Below are 15,672 nucleotides of genomic sequence, written 5' to 3' on the forward strand. Positions count from 1 at the left end.
CGCGCGTGTTGACGCAGACCACATCCCGGGTCCTCGAACCGAGCGACCTGGACGCCGCACTCGCCGTACTCGACCGCGAGCCGGTCGCGAACGCCTTCGTGACGGCCCGCGTCCAGATCGCGGGCCTGGACCCGTGGCGGCTCGGCGGCGAGATGTGGGGCTGGTACGAAGGGGGCGTCCTGACCTCCTTGTGCTACGCCGGCGCCAACCTGGTGCCCGTCTGCGCCACCCCCCGGGCCGTCCGCGCCTTCGCCGACCGCGCTCGCCGGGCCGGCCGCCGCTGCTCCTCCGTCGTCGGCCCGGCCGAGCCCACCGCCGCGCTCTGGCGGCTGCTCGAACCCCAGTGGGGCCCGGCCCGAGAGGTCCGCACCCACCAGCCCCTCATGGTCACCGACCGCATGTCCGACGTCATAGCCCCGGACCCCTACGTCCGCCGCGTCCGTAAGGACGAACTGGAGACGATCATGCCGGCGTGCGTGGCGATGTTCACCGAGGAGGTCGGCGTCTCCCCGCTGGCCGGCGACGGCGGCCTGCTCTACCAGGCCCGGGTCGCCGAGCTCGTCGGCGCCGGCCGCGCCTTCGCCCGCTTCGACAGCGACGGCAAGGTCGTCTTCAAGGCCGAGATCGGCGCCGCGACCGACCGCGCCTGCCAGATCCAGGGCGTCTGGGTGGCCCCCGAGCACCGGGGCAGGGGCGTCGCCGCCCCCGGCATGGCGGCCGTCCTGCGCTACGCCCTGACGGAGATAGCCCCCGTGGCGAGCCTCTACGTCAACGACTTCAACACGCCCGCCCGCAGGACGTACGCGCGAGTGGGCTTCCAGGAGGTCGGCGCCTTCATGAGCGTGCTGTTCTGAGCGGACCGGCCCTGTAGTCTCCCCGGCATGGTGCGCTTTCCCGGTCACGGCCGCTCCCACCCCGACGACATCGTGATCGGCCCCCTCGACCTCCCCGGCCACGTCGACGAGGCGCTGGCGGTACAGGCGGTGGCGTTCGGACTCGGCCCCGACGAGGTGGCCGTACGCCGGCAGATCGTGCTGCGCCACATGACCCTCCCGGGCGCCCGGGCCTTCGGCGCCACCGTCAAGGGCCGCCTGGCCGGCTTCGTCTACGGCATGCCCAACGACCGCACCCACTGGTGGTCCACCGTCGTCGAGCCCTACCTGCGCGCCCGCGGCCACGACGACTGGCTCGACGACTCCTTCGTCATCACCGAACTGCACGTCCACCCCCGGCACCAGAAGCACGGCATCGGCCGCGCCCTGATCACCACGATCACCGACGGCGCCGAGCAGCCCCGCTCGATCCTCTCCGCGATCGACGTCGAGAGCCCGGCCCGCCGGCTGTACCGCTCGCTCGGCTACCAGGACCTCGCCCGCCAGGTCCACTTCCCCAGCGCCGTCAAGCCGTACGCCGTCATGGGCGCCCCGCTGCCCCTCCTCCGCGGATAGGCACAATGGATTTCCGCCGCCCCGCCCGGCCCGGCTAACCTCCTGTCATCACCTTCCCCCACTCTCGGCTGCGCTCGAGCGGGGGGACCCCCATCAGCAGGAGTACGAGAGCCATGGCGAAAGCACCGGTCCAGCGCATGTCCCAGTTGATGGCGAAGACGCTGCGCGACGACCCGGCGGACGCCGAGGTCCTCAGCCACAAGCTGCTGGTCCGCGCCGGCTACGTCCGCCGCACCGCCGCCGGCATCTGGACGTGGCTGCCCCTCGGCAAGAAGGTCCTCGCCAACGTCGAGCGCATCGTCCGCGAGGAGATGGACGCCATCGGCGCCCAGGAGGTGCTGCTCCCCGCCCTGCTGCCGCGTGAGCCCTACGACGCCACCGGCCGCTGGGACGAGTACGGCCCCGAGCTGTTCCGCCTCCAGGACCGCAAGGGCGGCGACTACCTCCTCGGCCCCACCCACGAGGAGATCTTCACCCTGATGGTGAAGGACCAGGCGTCCTCCTACAAGGACCTGCCGGTGATCCTCTACCAGATCCAGTCCAAGTTCCGCGACGAGGCCCGCCCCCGCGCCGGCATCCTGCGCGGCCGCGAGTTCCTGATGAAGGACTCCTACTCCTTCGACCTGGAGGACGAGGGCCTGGCGAAGTCGTACGCCCTGCACCGCCAGGCTTACCAGAGGATCTACGAGCGCCTGGGCCTCGACTACCGCATCTGCGCGGCCACCGCCGGCGCCATGGGCGGCTCCAAGTCCGAGGAGTTCCTCGCCCCCGCCGAGGCCGGCGAGGACACCTTCGCGGACTGCCCGAACTGCGACTTCGCCGCCAACACCGAGGCGATCACCTACGCGCTGAAGCCGGTCGACGCCACCGGTGTCCCGGCCGCCGAGGAGATCCCCACCCCCGACACCCCGACCATCGAGACCCTCGCCGCCTCGCTCGGCGTGGACGCCTCGGCCACGCTGAAGAACCTGCTGGTCAAGGTCGACGGCGAGATCGTCGCCGTGGGCGTCCCCGGTGACCGCGAGGTCGACATGGACAAGGTCGAGGCGCACTTCGCCCCGGCCGCCGTGGAACTGGTCACCGAGGCCGACTTCATCGCCCGCCCCGACCTGGTGCGCGGCTACGTCGGTCCGCAGGGTTTGGACAAGGTGACGTACATCGCCGACCCGCGCGTCGCGCCGGGCACCGCCTGGATCACGGGCGCCAACAAGGCCGACACGCATGCGAAGAACGTGGTCGCCGGGCGCGACTTCGAGGTCGACGCGTACGTCGACGTCGTGGTGGTGCGGGAGGGCGACCCCTGCCCCACGTGCGGCACCGGCCTCAAGCTCGACCGCGCCATCGAGATCGGCCACATCTTCCAGCTCGGCCGCAAGTACGCCGACGCCCTCAAGCTCGACGTCCTCGGCCAGAACGGCAAGCCGGTCCGCGTCACCATGGGCTCCTACGGCATCGGCGTCTCCCGCGCGGTGGCCGCTCTCGCCGAGCAGACCGCCGACGACAAGGGCCTGTGCTGGCCCGCCGAGGTCGCCCCGGCCGACGTCCACGTGGTCGCCGCAGGCAAGGCCCTCCAGACCGAGCTCGCCCTCGACGTCTCCGAGAAGCTGTCCGCCACCGGCCTCCGCGTCCTGGTCGACGACCGCGCGGGCGTCTCCCCGGGCGTGAAGTTCACCGACTCGGAGCTGATCGGCGTCCCGCGGATCCTGGTCGCCGGCCGCCGCGCCGCCGAGGGCGTCGTCGAACTCAAGGACCGCCGCACGGGCGAACGCGAGGAACTGACGGTCGACGAGGCGGTGGCCCGCCTCACGGCCTGACGGCGTAACGGCGTCACGGGGCCCGTACCGGTCGTCCACCGGCACGGGCCCCGGGTCTCACCCGGCCCGTCTCACTTCCACGGGTCGGCGAACGACCGGCCGGGCACCGGCTTGGCGACGAGCGCGACGGCGGTGAAGAAGTTGACCTGGCCGATCGCGAACATCAGGGTGGCGAGCGCCTTCGGCTCGTAGTGCTCGGCCACCCGCGCGTACAGCGCGTCGGACACCCGCTCGCCGTCCGCGGACGGCTGGAGCACGGCCTCCACGAGGGCCAGCGCGGCGCGCTCGGCGCCGGTGAAGTACGGCGAGTCCCACCAGGACGCCACCGAGGCGATCCGTTCCTCCGACTGCCCGGCCTTGCGCAGGAAGCCCGTGTGCAGGACGGTCAGGTAGGTGCTGCCGGCGATCTGGCCGGCGCGCAGCTGGACCAGGCTGATCGTGGAGCGCGGCACCGACCCGTTGCCGGTGACCTTGAACAGCGCCGCCGACACCTCCGCCAGTTCGGGAACGAGCTCCGCGGGGTCCTCGGCCATCCGCGGAACCATCGGGATCTCCGCCGTGATCGAACGCGTTTCCATCGCCGTCTCCTGAAGGTCGCTTCGCTTGCTGTCACCGACCTGACGGACCACGACGGAGAAGTGTGACGGAGCCCCGGAGCGAGGACGGACCTACAGCCAGCTCGCGAACTCCAGGAGGAGTTCCGCGTCCCGCTCGCGGCCCACGCGGCGGGCCCGTACGCCCGATTCCACCGCGCGGAACAGGGTCCAGCCGCTCAGGCGTTCGCGGTCGACCTCCAGGGACTCCGCGAGGCGTTTCACCCGCCGCCGGGTCGTCGTGGCGCCGGAGGCCTGGGCGATGAGGTCCTCCACGCGGTCGCGGACCAGCCGGGCCAGGTCGAACGCGTGCTCGCCGACCACCGGGTCCGGTCCCACCGCCAGCCACGGCGTGCGCTCCCCGGACAGCACCTTGCTCTGCCGGAACGTCCCGTGCAGCAGCCGGTGCTCGGGCGGCGCCGCCACCAGCTCCTCGCGGGCCGCCAGCGCGGCCTCCACCAGCGGGGCCACCTCCGGGTCGGCCGCCGCGCTCGCCCGCATCGCCCGCGCCTGCCGCTCCGTGCGCTCGGCCACCGTCTCGAAACCGTGCTCCTTCGGCGGATCCACCCAGAGCCGGCGCAGCGTCCCCGCCGCCTCCAGCAACGCCTTCGCCTCCGGCAACGACCGCACCGACACGTCCGGGTGCAGCCGCTCCAGCAGCAACACCCCCTCGGTCGAGCCCGGGACCGGCTCCAGCAGCTGGACCGCCCCCCGGCCGCCCCAGTGGGCCAGCGCGGCCCGCTCGCTCTCCGGGCGCGCCCGGCGCGGCGCCAGCTTCAGCACGGCGGGCGTCCCGTCGGCCGTCCGCACCAGCACGACCAGGCTGCTGCGCCCGCCCGGCACCTGCACCCGCTCCACGGTCAACTCACGCCGCGCGACGGCCCCGCGCGCCACCTCCGGCAGCCTCGCCAGCCAGTCGTCGCCCTCGGGCGCCGTCTCACCGAGCGCCCTCACCAGACGCTTCGGCGGTTCGAAAACCATGCGCGAGTCGTTCCCTTCCTGCTGTACGCGGTGCCCGCCGCCCCGTCACGCCGTCGGCGCCGGGGTCCCCGAAGCCGTACCGCCCCGCTCGGCGAGCCCAGGGAAGGCTACGCTCCCGCCGCTCCAGCGCACCGAGCGCACCGCCGCCTCCCGCATCGCCTCGGCGGCCCCCCGCCGCCGCTCGCCCCCGCTCGCCCGCACCAGATCGGCGTACACCCCGGCCACCCTGTCCTCCAGCTCCGCCGCCAGCCGGACCGCGGCCGCCGCGTCCGGGACCGGGAACGGCAGCGCGTACCCCGCGGCGGCGGCGACGGGTGCGCCCCCCGCGTCCTCCACCGCGCGCACCAGTGCGTCCCTGCGCGCCCGGTGCGCGTCGTACGCCGTCCGTGCCTCGGTGCGCCGGTCCTCGCCGATCCGTCCGCCGACGACCCCGTAGCCGTACACCGCCGCGTGCTCCGCCGCCAGGGCGGCCCGCAGGGCCCGCAGTTCCCGGTCCTTCGCCTCGCGCGACTCGCTCACCCTCGTGCCTCCGTCAGCAGGTACACATGTGCCGCGCCGGCCGCCGCGACCGAGGCCAGCAGCCGGGCCAGCTCGCCCGGCGCGTCCAGCAGCGCCTCGGTGCGCCGGCCGGCGATCTCCCGCTCCGCGGCGGCGAGTCCGGCGAGGGCGTCCTTCTCCTTCGCGGGCACGGCGGGCACGGAGGCCCGCGCGGAGGCCGAGGGGGAGCCCGGCCCGGACGGCGACGGGGACGGGGACGGCGAGGACTCCGCCGTCCCCCCGAACGCCTCCGCGTGCCGTACGACCTCCGCGCGCAGCGGCCGCAGCCGCTCCGCCAGCCTCGGGTGCGCGGCCACGACCGCGTCGTACCGCTCGGCCAGCTCCCTGCTGTCCCGGGCCGCACGCGCGCGTGCCCGGTCGGCGGCCGAGGGACGGCTGCCGCCGGCGGCACCGGGGTCCTCGGACCCGGCGGAGCAGCCCGCCACCAGCAGGGCCGCCGGGGCGACGGTGAGCAGACTCCTTCTGCGCGGCCCCGAACGGGAGCGCGGAGACGGGGGGAACGACACGGCAGACGTCCTCGGGGGCTCGTACGAACGTAGCGACGAAAAGCGGGGCGGAGGGCCCGTGATCACCGTACCCGTGCGCCCGCGCGGGGGCGCTCAGCGGCACCCTCCGTGACCGGGTGGACGGCAACACCCCCCGCGACCGGATACCCTTTGATCCAGACACGCGCACCGTCCCACAACAGCACACGCGGCCGAGGAGTCACCCGGATGAGCACCACCCAGAGCGAGAGGCTTCGAGAACTTCTGGAGCCGCTCGTCAGCTCCCAGGGCCTGGACCTCGAGGAGATCGCCGTGGACGCGGTCGGCCGCAAGCGTGTGCTGCGCGTCGTCGTCGACTCCGACACCGGAGCGGACCTCGACCGGATCGCCGATGTGAGCCGCGCGCTCTCGGCGAAGCTCGACGAGACGGACGCGATGGGCGGCGGGGAGTACACCCTCGAGGTCGGCACCCCGGGCGCGGAGCGCCCCCTCACCGAGCACCGGCACTACGTGCGCGCCACCGGCCGCCTGGTCCGGTTCCAGCTGGCCGAGGGCGGCGAACTGGTCGCCAGGATCCTCGAGGCGGACGACGACGGCCTCGACCTCGAGGTACCCGGAGTGAAGGGCCGCAGGGCCACCACGCGCAGACTCGCCTTCGACGACATCACCAGGGCGCGCGTCCAGGTCGAGTTCAACCGCAAGGACAACGAGAAGGAAGAGGAGGCGTAATCGTGGACATCGACATGAGTGCACTTCGGCTCTTGGTGAGGGAGAAGGAGATCTCCCTCGACCTGCTGGTCGAAGCGATCGAATCGGCCCTCCTCATCGCCTATCACCGCACCGAGGGAAGCCGCCGGCACGCGCGCGTGGAGCTCAACCGGGAGACCGGACATGTGACCGTGTGGGCGAAGGAGGACCCCGAGGACCTCGAGGAGGGCCAGGAGGCCCGCGCGTTCGACGACACCCCGTCCGGCTTCGGCCGTATCGCCGCCACCACGGCCAAGCAGGTCATCCTGCAGCGCCTGCGCGACGCCGAGGACGACGCGACGCTCGGCGAGTACGCCGGCCGTGAGGGCGACATCGTCACCGGCGTGGTCCAGCAGGGCCGCGACCCGAAGAACGTGCTGGTCGACATCGGCAAGCTGGAGGCCATCCTGCCGGTGCAGGAGCAGGTGCCCGGCGAGACCTATCCGCACGGCATGCGGCTGCGCAGCTACGTCGTCCGGGTGGCCAAGGGGATGCGCGGCCCGTCCGTCACCCTGTCGCGCACGCACCCCAACCTGGTGAAGAAGCTCTTCGCCCTGGAGGTGCCGGAGATCGCCGACGGGTCCGTCGAGATCTCCGCGATCGCCCGCGAGGCCGGCCACCGCACCAAGATCGCCGTACGCTCCACCCGCTCGGGCCTGAACGCCAAGGGCGCCTGCATCGGCCCCATGGGCGGCCGGGTGCGCAACGTCATGGGCGAGCTGAACGGCGAGAAGATCGACATCGTCGACTGGTCCGACGACCCGGCCGAGATGGTGGCGAACGCGCTGTCGCCGGCCCGGGTCTCCAAGGTGGAGATCGTCGACATGGCGGCCCGCTCGGCCCGCGTGACCGTGCCGGACTACCAGCTGTCCCTGGCGATCGGCAAGGAGGGGCAGAACGCCCGTCTCGCCGCCCGGCTGACCGGCTGGCGGATCGACATCCGGCCGGACACGGAACAGGCCGGGGAATAGATCCAGGCAGCAGGGCGCTGAGATCACGACAGCTTTGCGCGCGGCAAGTGTTCGATTCTTGCCCCAAAGGGGTGAGGTCGGCGCGGGGAGGTAGACTGAGGAGTGTCTGGCCGGACACGTGCTGGCGTACGCCCCGAGCGCACCTGCGTGGGGTGCCGGGAGCGAGCGGTCAAGAGCGAGCTGCTGCGGATCGTGGTGATCGAGGACGCGTGCGTCCCCGATCCTCGCGGTACGCTGCCCGGTCGGGGCGCGTACGTGCACCCCGCCCCGGTCTGTCTCGACCAGGCGGTGCGCCGCAGGGCGTTCCCACGGGCGCTCCGCGTCCCGGGACCGCTCGACGTAAAGGCGTTGCGCCTCTACGTCGAGCAGGCACAAAGTTGCTGAGCAGCGGCTGACGGCCGACTGGGCAGGCAACACGTAAGAACATGCCGCGCGGAAGTCCCCGTGCGGTCTGGTACCTCGCGAGTCGAAAGCAGGTCGAGATTGCGATGAGCACTCGATGAGTACGCGATGAGTACGCCCATGAACTAGCGACGGTCCGGACGCAACCCGGACCTCAAAGGAGCGAAGTGGCTAAGGTCCGGGTCTACGAACTCGCCAAGGAGTTCGGTGTGGAGAGCAAGGTCGTCATGGCCAAGCTCCAGGAACTCGGTGAATTCGTCCGTTCGGCGTCTTCGACCATCGAAGCGCCCGTAGTACGCAAGCTGACCGACGCCTTCCAGCAGGGCGGGGGCAACGGCAAGTCCGCCGCGAAGCCCGGCGCGCCCCGCAAGGCGGCCCCCAGGCCCGCCGCGCCGTCCCCGGCGCAGGCGGCCCGTCCGGGTCCGGCCGCCCCGAAGCCGCCGGCAGCCCCCAGGCCCGCCGCGGCCCAGCCGCCGGCGGCCCCGGCCGCGCCCGCGCCGGCGACCCCCGGTCCGCGTCCGACGCCGGGCCCGCGCCCCGCGCCGCGTCCGGCTCCGGCGGCCCCGGAGTTCCAGGCCCCGCCCGCGGCGGCCCCGGCTCCGTCCGGCCCGAAGCCCGGCGGCGCGCGTCCCGGTGCCCCCAAGCCCGGCGGTCGTCCCGCCGGTCAGGGTGGTCAGGGTCAGGGCGGCCAGGGCCGTCCGGCCGGTCAGGGTCAGCGTCCCGGTGGCGGCGCACCGCGTCCGGGCGCCCGCCCGGCCGGTCCGCGTCCCGGTAACAACCCCTTCACCTCCGGTGGCTCCACCGGCATGGCCCGCCCGCAGGCTCCGCGCCCGCAGGGCGCGCGTCCCGGTCCGGGTGGTCCCGGCGGTGCCGGCGGTGCCGGTCCCCGTCCGCAGGCCCCCGGTGCCCAGGGCGGCGGTCCGCGTCCGCAGGCTCCGGGCGGGCAGCGCCCGACCCCGGGCTCGATGCCGCGTCCGCAGGGCGGTCCCCGTCCCGGTGGCGGCCCCGGCGGTCCGCGTCCGAACCCCGGCATGATGCCGCAGCGTCCCGCTGCCGGCCCGCGTCCCGGCCCCGGCGGCCGCGGTCCGGGCGGTGCGGGTCGTCCCGGCGGCGGCGGTCGTCCCGGTGGCGGCGGCTTCGCCGGCCGTCCGGGTGGCGGCGGCGGTGCCGGTCGTCCCGGTACCGGCGGCGGCTTCGCCGGCCGTCCCGGCGGCGGTGGCGGCGGCTTCGGCGGCGGCGGTGGCCGTCCCGGCTTCGGCGGCCGTCCCGGCGGTCCCGGTGGCCGCGGTGGCACGCAGGGCGCCTTCGGCCGTCCCGGCGGTCCCGCGCGTCGTGGCCGCAAGTCGAAGCGGCAGAGGCGCCAGGAGTACGAGGCCATGCAGGCCCCGTCGGTCGGCGGCGTGATGCTGCCCCGCGGCAGCGGCGAGACCATTCGCCTGTCGCGCGGTGCCTCGCTCACCGACTTCGCGGAGAAGATCAACGCCAACCCGGCGTCGCTCGTCGCGGTCATGATGAACCTCGGCGAGATGGTCACCGCGACCCAGTCCGTCTCCGACGAGACGCTCCAGCTCCTCGCGGACGAGATGAACTACACCGTTCAGATCGTCAGCCCGGAGGAGGAGGACCGCGAGCTGCTCGAGTCCTTCGACCTGGAGTTCGGCGAGGACGAGGGCGACGAGGAGGACCTGGTGGTCCGCCCGCCGGTCGTCACCGTCATGGGTCACGTCGACCACGGTAAGACCCGCCTCCTCGACGCCATCCGCAAGACGAACGTCATCGCGGGCGAGGCCGGCGGCATCACCCAGCACATCGGTGCCTACCAGGTCACGACCGAGGTCAACGAAGAGGATCGCAAGATCACCTTCATCGACACCCCGGGTCACGAGGCGTTCACCGCCATGCGTGCCCGCGGTGCGAAGTCGACCGACATCGCGATCCTGGTCGTCGCGGCCAACGACGGCGTCATGCCGCAGACGGTCGAGGCGCTCAACCACGCCAAGGCGGCCGACGTCCCGATCGTCGTCGCGGTCAACAAGATCGACGTCGAGGGCGCCGACCCGACCAAGGTGCGCGGTCAGCTGACCGAGTACGGCCTGGTGGCCGAGGAGTACGGCGGCGACACCATGTTCGTCGACATCTCCGCCAAGCAGGGTCTGCACATCGACAGCCTCCTCGAGGCCGTCATCCTCACCGCGGACGCCTCGCTCGACCTGCGGGCCAACCCCACGCAGGACGCGCAGGGCATCTCGATCGAGTCCCGGCTCGACCGCGGCCGCGGTGCCGTGGCGACCGTCCTCGTCCAGCGAGGCACCCTGCGGGTCGGCGACACGATGGTGGTGGGCGACGCCTACGGCCGCGTGCGCGCCATGCTCGACGACAACGGCAACAACGTCGCCGAGGCGGGCCCGTCGACGCCGGTCCAGGTCCTGGGCCTGACCAACGTCCCGGGTGCGGGCGACAACTTCATCGTCGTCGACGAGGACCGTACGGCCCGTCAGATCGCCGAGAAGCGCGCCGCCCGTGAGCGCAACGCCGCGTTCGCCAAGCGCACGCGCCGCGTGTCCCTCGAGGACCTGGACAAGGTGCTCAAGGCCGGCGAGGTCCAGCAGCTGAACCTGATCATCAAGGGTGACGCTTCCGGATCCGTCGAGGCGCTCGAGTCCTCCCTGCTCCAGCTGGACGTCGGCGAAGAGGTCGACATCCGCGTCCTGCACCGCGGCGTCGGTGCGGTCACGGAGTCCGACATCGACCTGGCGATGGGCTCCGACGCCATCGTGATCGGCTTCAACGTGCGCGCCGCCGGGCGGGCACAGCAGATGGCCGAGCGCGAAGGCGTGGACGTCCGGTACTACTCGGTCATCTACCAGGCGATCGAGGAGATCGAGGCGGCCCTCAAGGGCATGCTCAAGCCGGAGTACGAAGAGGTCGAGCTCGGCACGGCGGAGATCCGCGAGGTCTTCCGCTCGTCCAAGCTGGGCAACATCGCGGGTGTGCTCATCCGCTCCGGCGAGGTCAGGCGCAACACCAAGGCGCGCCTGCTGCGCGATGGCAAGGTCATCGCGGAGAACCTCAACATCGAGGGTCTGCGTCGCTTCAAGGACGACGTCACCGAGATCCGCGAAGGCTTCGAGGGCGGTATCAACCTCGGGAACTTCAACGACATCAAGGTCGACGACGTCATCGCGACGTACGAGATGCGCGAGAAGCCGCGGGCGTAACACCCCACGGTGCGTACCGGCCGGCGGGACCCACCCGGGTCCCGCCGGCCGGCGCGCGTGCGCGCGGCGCGGTGACCGGTGGAGCGGCCGGCGGAGCGCAATATCCGTCGATCGCCCCACCCCCTTCGATGTACGGTTCTGATGTCCCTGCCCACCACGGATGGCGGGGCCATCGATCCCGGACCGGCGGGTGAACCGGTTGCACACATGTATGTGGGGACGCTGTCCTTCGACCTCCTCCTCGGCGACGTACATTCGCTGAAGGAGAAGCGCTCCGTCGTCCGCCCGATCGTCGCCGAGCTCCAGCGCAAGTACGCGGTGAGCGCGGCCGAGGTGGACCACATGAACCTCCATCGCAGGGCGGTCATCGGCCTGGCCATGGTGTCCGGCGACGCGGGGCACCTGAGCGACGTACTGGACCGGTGCGAGCGGCTGGTCGCCGGGCGCCCCGAGGTGGAGCTGCTGTCCGTCAGGCGGCGCTTCCACGGCGAAGACGACTGACGACCACAGCCACAGACACGCAGACAGGAAAGAACGGGAGACGGACCAGTGGCCGACAACGCGCGGGCGAAAAGGCTGGCGGACCTCATCCGAGAGGTGGTGGCCCAGAAGCTGCAGCGCGGGATCAAGGACCCGCGGCTCGGCTCGCACGTCACCATCACGGACACCCGGGTCACGGGTGACCTCAGGGAGGCGACCGTCTTCTACACGGTGTACGGGGACGACGAGGAGCGCAAGGCCGCCGCGGCGGGCCTGGAGAGCGCCAAGGGCGTCCTGCGCTCCGAGGTGGGCCGGGCGGCGGGCGTGAAGTTCACGCCGACCCTGTCCTTCGTCATGGACGCGCTCCCGGACACGGCCCGCACCATCGAGGACCTCCTCGACAAGGCGCGCCAGTCCGACGCCAAGGTGCGCGAGGCGTCCGCGGGCGCCGCGTACGCCGGCGAGGCCGACCCGTACCGCAAGCCGGGCGACGACGAGACGGACGACACCGCCGAATGACACAGAAGCACACCACGCCCGACGGCCTTGTCATCGTCGACAAGCCGTCGGGCTTCACTTCGCACGACGTGGTCGCCAAGATGCGCGGCATCGCGCGCACCCGGCGCGTCGGCCACGCCGGCACCCTCGACCCGATGGCGACGGGCGTCCTCGTCCTCGGCGTCGAGCGGGCGACCAAGCTCCTCGGCCACCTCGCGCTGACCGAGAAGGAGTACCTCGGCACGATCCGGCTCGGGCAGAACACGCTCACCGACGACGCCGAGGGGGAGATCACCTCCTCCACCGACGCCTCCGGGGTCACCCGCGAGGCCGTCGACGCCGGCGTCGCCGAGCTGACCGGCGACATCATGCAGGTGCCGTCCAGGGTCAGCGCCATCAAGATCAACGGGGTGCGCTCCTACAAGCGGGCCCGGGAGGGCGAGGAGTTCGACATCCCCGCCCGGCCGGTCACCGTCTCCTCGTTCTCCGTGTACGACGTGCGGGAGGCGGTCGCCGAGGACGGCACCCCGGTGCTGGACCTCGTGGTGTCGGTCGTCTGTTCCTCCGGCACCTACATCCGCGCCCTCGCCCGCGACCTGGGCGCGGGACTGGGCGTCGGCGGGCACCTCACCGCGCTGCGCCGCACCCGCGTCGGCCCGTACAAACTGGACTCCGCGAGGACGCTGGACCAGCTCCAGCAGGAGCTGACGGTGATGCCGGTCGCCGAGGCCGCCACGGCCGCGTTCCCGCGCTGGGACGTCGACGACCGGCGGGCCAGGCTGCTCACCAACGGGGTACGGCTCGAGATGCCCGAGGAGTACGCCGGCTCCGGAGCCGTGGCCGTGTTCGGCCCCGAGGGCCGGTTCCTGGCGCTCGTCGAGGAGCAGCGGGGCAAGGCCAGGAGCCTGGCCGTCTTCGGCTGACCGCTTCCGCGGACCCGTCCGTGGAGCGGCGTCACGGGGACGGACGTGACGCCGCTCCACGGCCCCCCTCGGTTCCCCCACCCCTAGGGTGTATCCACCCACCCCCTCCTGTTCACCCGCACGTGCGGGCGCTCGGAGTGAAGCGGGGGAGCGGAAGGGGGCGCGTTCACCGGGTGATCTGTCCCGGTGATCATCTTGGCCCTACTGTCGCAGCGAAGGGCACGGATGCGCGACGGGAGGCTTCGACGATGCCGTCCCCCTACGAACCCCGTGACGGACGGGACATGCCGGGCGGGGCCCAGGGCCCGTCCGATGTCCTGGTCCGCCTGTACGACCTCGCCGGCCGGCCGCGCGGAACCGGCTTCGTGGCCGATCACCACGGCACGGTGCTCACCAGCCACGAGGCGGTCGACGGCCTGCCCCGCATCGTGCTGCGCGCGGCGGGCGACCGCCGGTGCGTGGTGACCGCGGACGCGGTGACCCCGCTGCCCGCGCTCGGCCTGGCCCTGGTCCGCGGCGAAGGGCTCGGCGTCGCCCCGCTGCCGGTCACCGCGCGGCGCACCGTCCGGCCCGGCACCTATGTGCGGATCGCCGCCGGAGGCTGGCGCGAGGCGCGCGTCCTGGGGACGAGCGCCGTGACCTACACCGCCACCGACCGCGCGTACCCCCTCGGCACCGCCCTGGAGCTGGCGGTCGGCACCGCGGGCCGGGACGCGCTGCGGTTCGGCGGCGGCACAGCCGGCGGCCCGGTGCTCGACGCCGCCACCAACGCCGTGCTCGGCGTCCTCGGCACCGCGCTCCGCGCGGACGGCCGCGACGGGAGCTTCGCCGTACCGCTGCCTCCCCCCGCCGCCATCGGAGGGCCGCTCGCCGAGCTGCTCGCCGAGAACGCGGCGACGGTCCCGGCCCACGGAGCCGACCTCAACCTCGCCGGGCTGGTGCGGCTCACGGCCGCCTCGGCCGGAGGGGACGGGACGGCCGGCGCCGTGGGGCCCGCCGGCCGGTCCGCCGCGGGCGCGGGGTTCCCCCCGGCCGGACGGGGCGGGGCGCCCGGCGCCGTGGAGCCCGTCGTACGGCCCGCCGTCCTCGCGGAGTTCGCCGCGTTCGAGCGGGGTGAGGCCGCGGTGCTGGGCCTGGTCGGGCCGCCCGGCAGCGGTCGTACGACGCAACTCGCGGCGCTCGCCGCCCGCCGCCACCGCGCGGGCCGGCCCACGCTCCGGCTGCGCGGTGCCGACCTGGACGCGGGCGACGACTCGGTCGCGGACGCCGCCCGCCGGGCACTGGACCGGGCCGCCGTCGTCGTCGCCGCCTCCCGCGCCCCGTTCCCGGCCGGCCCGGACGCCCTCGGCGACGTGAGCCCGGAGCACCTGGCCGGGTTCGCCCGCACCGCCGGCCGGCCCCTGCTGCTGCTCCTCGACGGCCCGGAGGAGATCACGCTCGACAGGCCGGCCGAGTGGACCGCCGGGACCGCGCGGTGGCTGCGGACGACGGGAGCCCGGCTGGTGGTGGCGTGCCGCGCGGAGCACTGGGAGGAGGCGGGGTTCCCGGAAGAGCTGCTGCACGCCGGCGCGTCCCGCCCCGACGGGCTCCCCGCCTGCGTGGCCCTCGGCGACCTCACCGCCGAGGAGGCCCACGAGGCGCGTGTCCGTCACGGCATCCCCGAGGGCGCGGTCGCCGACACCGACGCCCGCCACCCCCTGACCCTGCGGATGCTCGCGGACCTCCGGTCCGCCCTCACCGGTGCCGCCGCCGACGCCTTCGACACCCCCGTCGGCCGCGACGAGGTCTTCTCGGCCCACCTGGACCTGGTGTGCCTGCGGATCGCCGTCCGCCTCGCCGACGGGAACGGCATCCGCGGCACCGCCGTACGCCGGCTCGCCGCCAAGGTCGCCGGGCAGGTGCACGAGGCCGCCCGGCGCAGCCTCGGCACGGGCCGGCTGGACCGGGAGACGTTCGACGCGGTGTTCCCCCGGGGAGCCGCCCCCGGCCGGCTCGGCGGGGGCACCGGCTGGGCCTCGGCCGTGCTCGCCGAGGGGCTCCTCGTCCCGGCCGGGACGACCGGCTACCGGTTCGCGGACGAGGAGCTGGCCGACTGGCTCCACGGCACCCACCTCGACGTGGACGGCGCCCTGCGCGCCCTGGTCCACACCACCCCGGCCGCCCACCCCCCGCGGCCCGCTGCCGCCGAGAACGACTGCACACCACCCACCCACCGGCCCGGGCCCACCGCCGCTTCCGGTGACGGGGGTGCTGCCGGGGAGGGCTGCGTGTCGTCCGGCGGCAGGACCGGCGTGGCCGATGGGTGCCCCACCGTGCCGGCCGCCCGGGCTGTCTCCGGTGACGGGGGTGCTTCTGGGGAGGGCTGTACGTCGTCCGGCCACCGGGCCGGGCCCGCTGCCGCTTCCGGTGACCGGGGTGCCGCTGAGGTTCTCCTTCCGCCGGTCGGCGGCAGGACCGGTCCTGCCGCCGACCCCCCGGCCCGGCCCCCGGGCGCCCTCCGCCCCCGGGCCCGGGGGGGGGCCCCCCCCCGGGGCGGCGCCGGCCCCCCAAAACC

General features: G+C 73.8%; 15 protein-coding genes. 11 read left to right on the top strand and 4 right to left on the bottom strand.

All coding sequences use genetic code 11. The features are described 5' to 3' along the window. Positions 1–5 precede the first annotated feature (5 nt). From ACH5AO_RS33125 to ACH5AO_RS33135, 3 genes are all read left to right on the top strand, one after another. The gene (locus tag ACH5AO_RS33125; protein WP_398931191.1) at positions 6–854 is read left to right on the top strand and encodes a GNAT family N-acetyltransferase; all 849 of its coding nucleotides are present in this window, start codon (positions 6–8) and stop codon (positions 852–854) included. Between the two features lie 27 nt (positions 855–881). Then, positions 882–1,448, top strand: coding sequence for a GNAT family N-acetyltransferase (locus tag ACH5AO_RS33130; protein WP_398931193.1), 567 nt, complete (start codon positions 882–884; stop codon positions 1,446–1,448). A 113-nt stretch (positions 1,449–1,561) separates the two neighbouring features. Beyond that, entirely contained in the window at positions 1,562–3,262 is a 1,701-nt protein-coding gene (locus ACH5AO_RS33135; protein WP_398931195.1) for a proline--tRNA ligase, read from the top strand. Positions 3,263–3,333: 71 nt separating this feature from the next. Here ACH5AO_RS33135 and ACH5AO_RS33140 read toward each other — a convergent pair whose 3' ends face one another. From ACH5AO_RS33140 to ACH5AO_RS33155, 4 genes are all read right to left on the bottom strand, one after another. Further along, positions 3,334–3,840, bottom strand: a complete 507-nt coding sequence (locus ACH5AO_RS33140) for a carboxymuconolactone decarboxylase family protein (RefSeq protein WP_398931197.1) — start codon at positions 3,838–3,840, stop codon at positions 3,334–3,336. 90 nt (positions 3,841–3,930) lie between these two features. Next, complete coding sequence (locus tag ACH5AO_RS33145) at positions 3,931–4,836, bottom strand: aminoglycoside phosphotransferase family protein (RefSeq protein WP_398931198.1); 906 nt, start codon at positions 4,834–4,836, stop codon at positions 3,931–3,933. 45 nt (positions 4,837–4,881) lie between these two features. Next, positions 4,882–5,355, bottom strand: a complete 474-nt coding sequence (locus ACH5AO_RS33150) for a ferritin-like domain-containing protein (protein ID WP_398931200.1) — start codon at positions 5,353–5,355, stop codon at positions 4,882–4,884. Further along, positions 5,352–5,900: a hypothetical protein gene (locus ACH5AO_RS33155; protein WP_398931203.1), complete on the bottom strand. Its 549-nt coding sequence runs from the start codon at positions 5,898–5,900 to the stop codon at positions 5,352–5,354. Before ACH5AO_RS33155 ends, ACH5AO_RS33150 begins: the two co-directional genes overlap by 4 nt. 207 nt (positions 5,901–6,107) lie before the next feature. Here ACH5AO_RS33155 and rimP point away from each other — a divergent pair, with 207 nt between their 5' ends. The 8 genes from rimP to ACH5AO_RS33195 all read left to right on the top strand — a co-directional run. Beyond that, positions 6,108–6,608, top strand: a complete 501-nt coding sequence (gene rimP / locus ACH5AO_RS33160) for a ribosome maturation factor RimP (protein WP_398931205.1) — start codon at positions 6,108–6,110, stop codon at positions 6,606–6,608. Positions 6,609–6,610: 2 nt separating this feature from the next. Then, the gene (nusA, locus tag ACH5AO_RS33165) at positions 6,611–7,597 is read left to right on the top strand and encodes a transcription termination factor NusA (protein ID WP_398931207.1); all 987 of its coding nucleotides are present in this window, start codon (positions 6,611–6,613) and stop codon (positions 7,595–7,597) included. A 102-nt stretch (positions 7,598–7,699) separates the two neighbouring features. Continuing rightward, a complete protein-coding gene (locus ACH5AO_RS33170) occupies positions 7,700–7,981 on the top strand; it encodes a YlxR family protein (RefSeq protein WP_398931208.1) in 282 nt (93 codons plus the stop codon). 185 nt (positions 7,982–8,166) lie between these two features. Continuing rightward, the gene (gene infB / locus ACH5AO_RS33175) at positions 8,167–11,217 is read left to right on the top strand and encodes a translation initiation factor IF-2 (protein ID WP_398931210.1); all 3,051 of its coding nucleotides are present in this window, start codon (positions 8,167–8,169) and stop codon (positions 11,215–11,217) included. A 207-nt stretch (positions 11,218–11,424) separates the two neighbouring features. Continuing rightward, positions 11,425–11,718, top strand: coding sequence for a DUF503 domain-containing protein (locus tag ACH5AO_RS33180; protein ID WP_019330973.1), 294 nt, complete (start codon positions 11,425–11,427; stop codon positions 11,716–11,718). A 48-nt stretch (positions 11,719–11,766) separates the two neighbouring features. After that, positions 11,767–12,216: a 30S ribosome-binding factor RbfA gene (rbfA, locus tag ACH5AO_RS33185; RefSeq protein ID WP_398931213.1), complete on the top strand. Its 450-nt coding sequence runs from the start codon at positions 11,767–11,769 to the stop codon at positions 12,214–12,216. Next, positions 12,213–13,118 (top strand): tRNA pseudouridine(55) synthase TruB, encoded by a 906-nt coding sequence (gene truB, locus ACH5AO_RS33190; RefSeq protein ID WP_398931215.1) that lies wholly within the window; start codon positions 12,213–12,215, stop codon positions 13,116–13,118. The genes rbfA and truB overlap by 4 nt, the downstream gene beginning before the upstream one ends. 248 nt (positions 13,119–13,366) lie before the next feature. Next, on the top strand, positions 13,367–15,672 hold a 2,306-nt coding region (locus ACH5AO_RS33195; RefSeq protein WP_398931217.1), incomplete at its 3' end, for a trypsin-like peptidase domain-containing protein.

It is taken from the genome of Streptomyces sp. NPDC018964, from assembly GCF_044390325.1.
GTDB lineage: Bacteria > Actinomycetota > Actinomycetes > Streptomycetales > Streptomycetaceae > Streptomyces.

Bases quoted from the DNA above. Each gene is read 5' to 3' on its own strand.
- ACH5AO_RS33130 (WP_398931193.1), top strand. From the start codon at position 882: ATGGTGCGCTTTCCCGGTCACGGCCGCTCCCACCCCGACGACATCGTG.
- ACH5AO_RS33140 (WP_398931197.1), bottom strand. From the start codon at position 3,840: ATGGAAACGCGTTCGATCACGGCGGAGATCCCGATGGTTCCGCGGATG.
- rimP (WP_398931205.1), top strand. From the start codon at position 6,108: ATGAGCACCACCCAGAGCGAGAGGCTTCGAGAACTTCTGGAGCCGCTC.
- ACH5AO_RS33145 (WP_398931198.1), bottom strand. From the start codon at position 4,836: ATGGTTTTCGAACCGCCGAAGCGTCTGGTGAGGGCGCTCGGTGAGACG.
- ACH5AO_RS33180 (WP_019330973.1), top strand. From the start codon at position 11,425: ATGTATGTGGGGACGCTGTCCTTCGACCTCCTCCTCGGCGACGTACAT.
- truB (WP_398931215.1), top strand. From the start codon at position 12,213: ATGACACAGAAGCACACCACGCCCGACGGCCTTGTCATCGTCGACAAG.
- ACH5AO_RS33135 (WP_398931195.1), top strand. From the start codon at position 1,562: ATGGCGAAAGCACCGGTCCAGCGCATGTCCCAGTTGATGGCGAAGACG.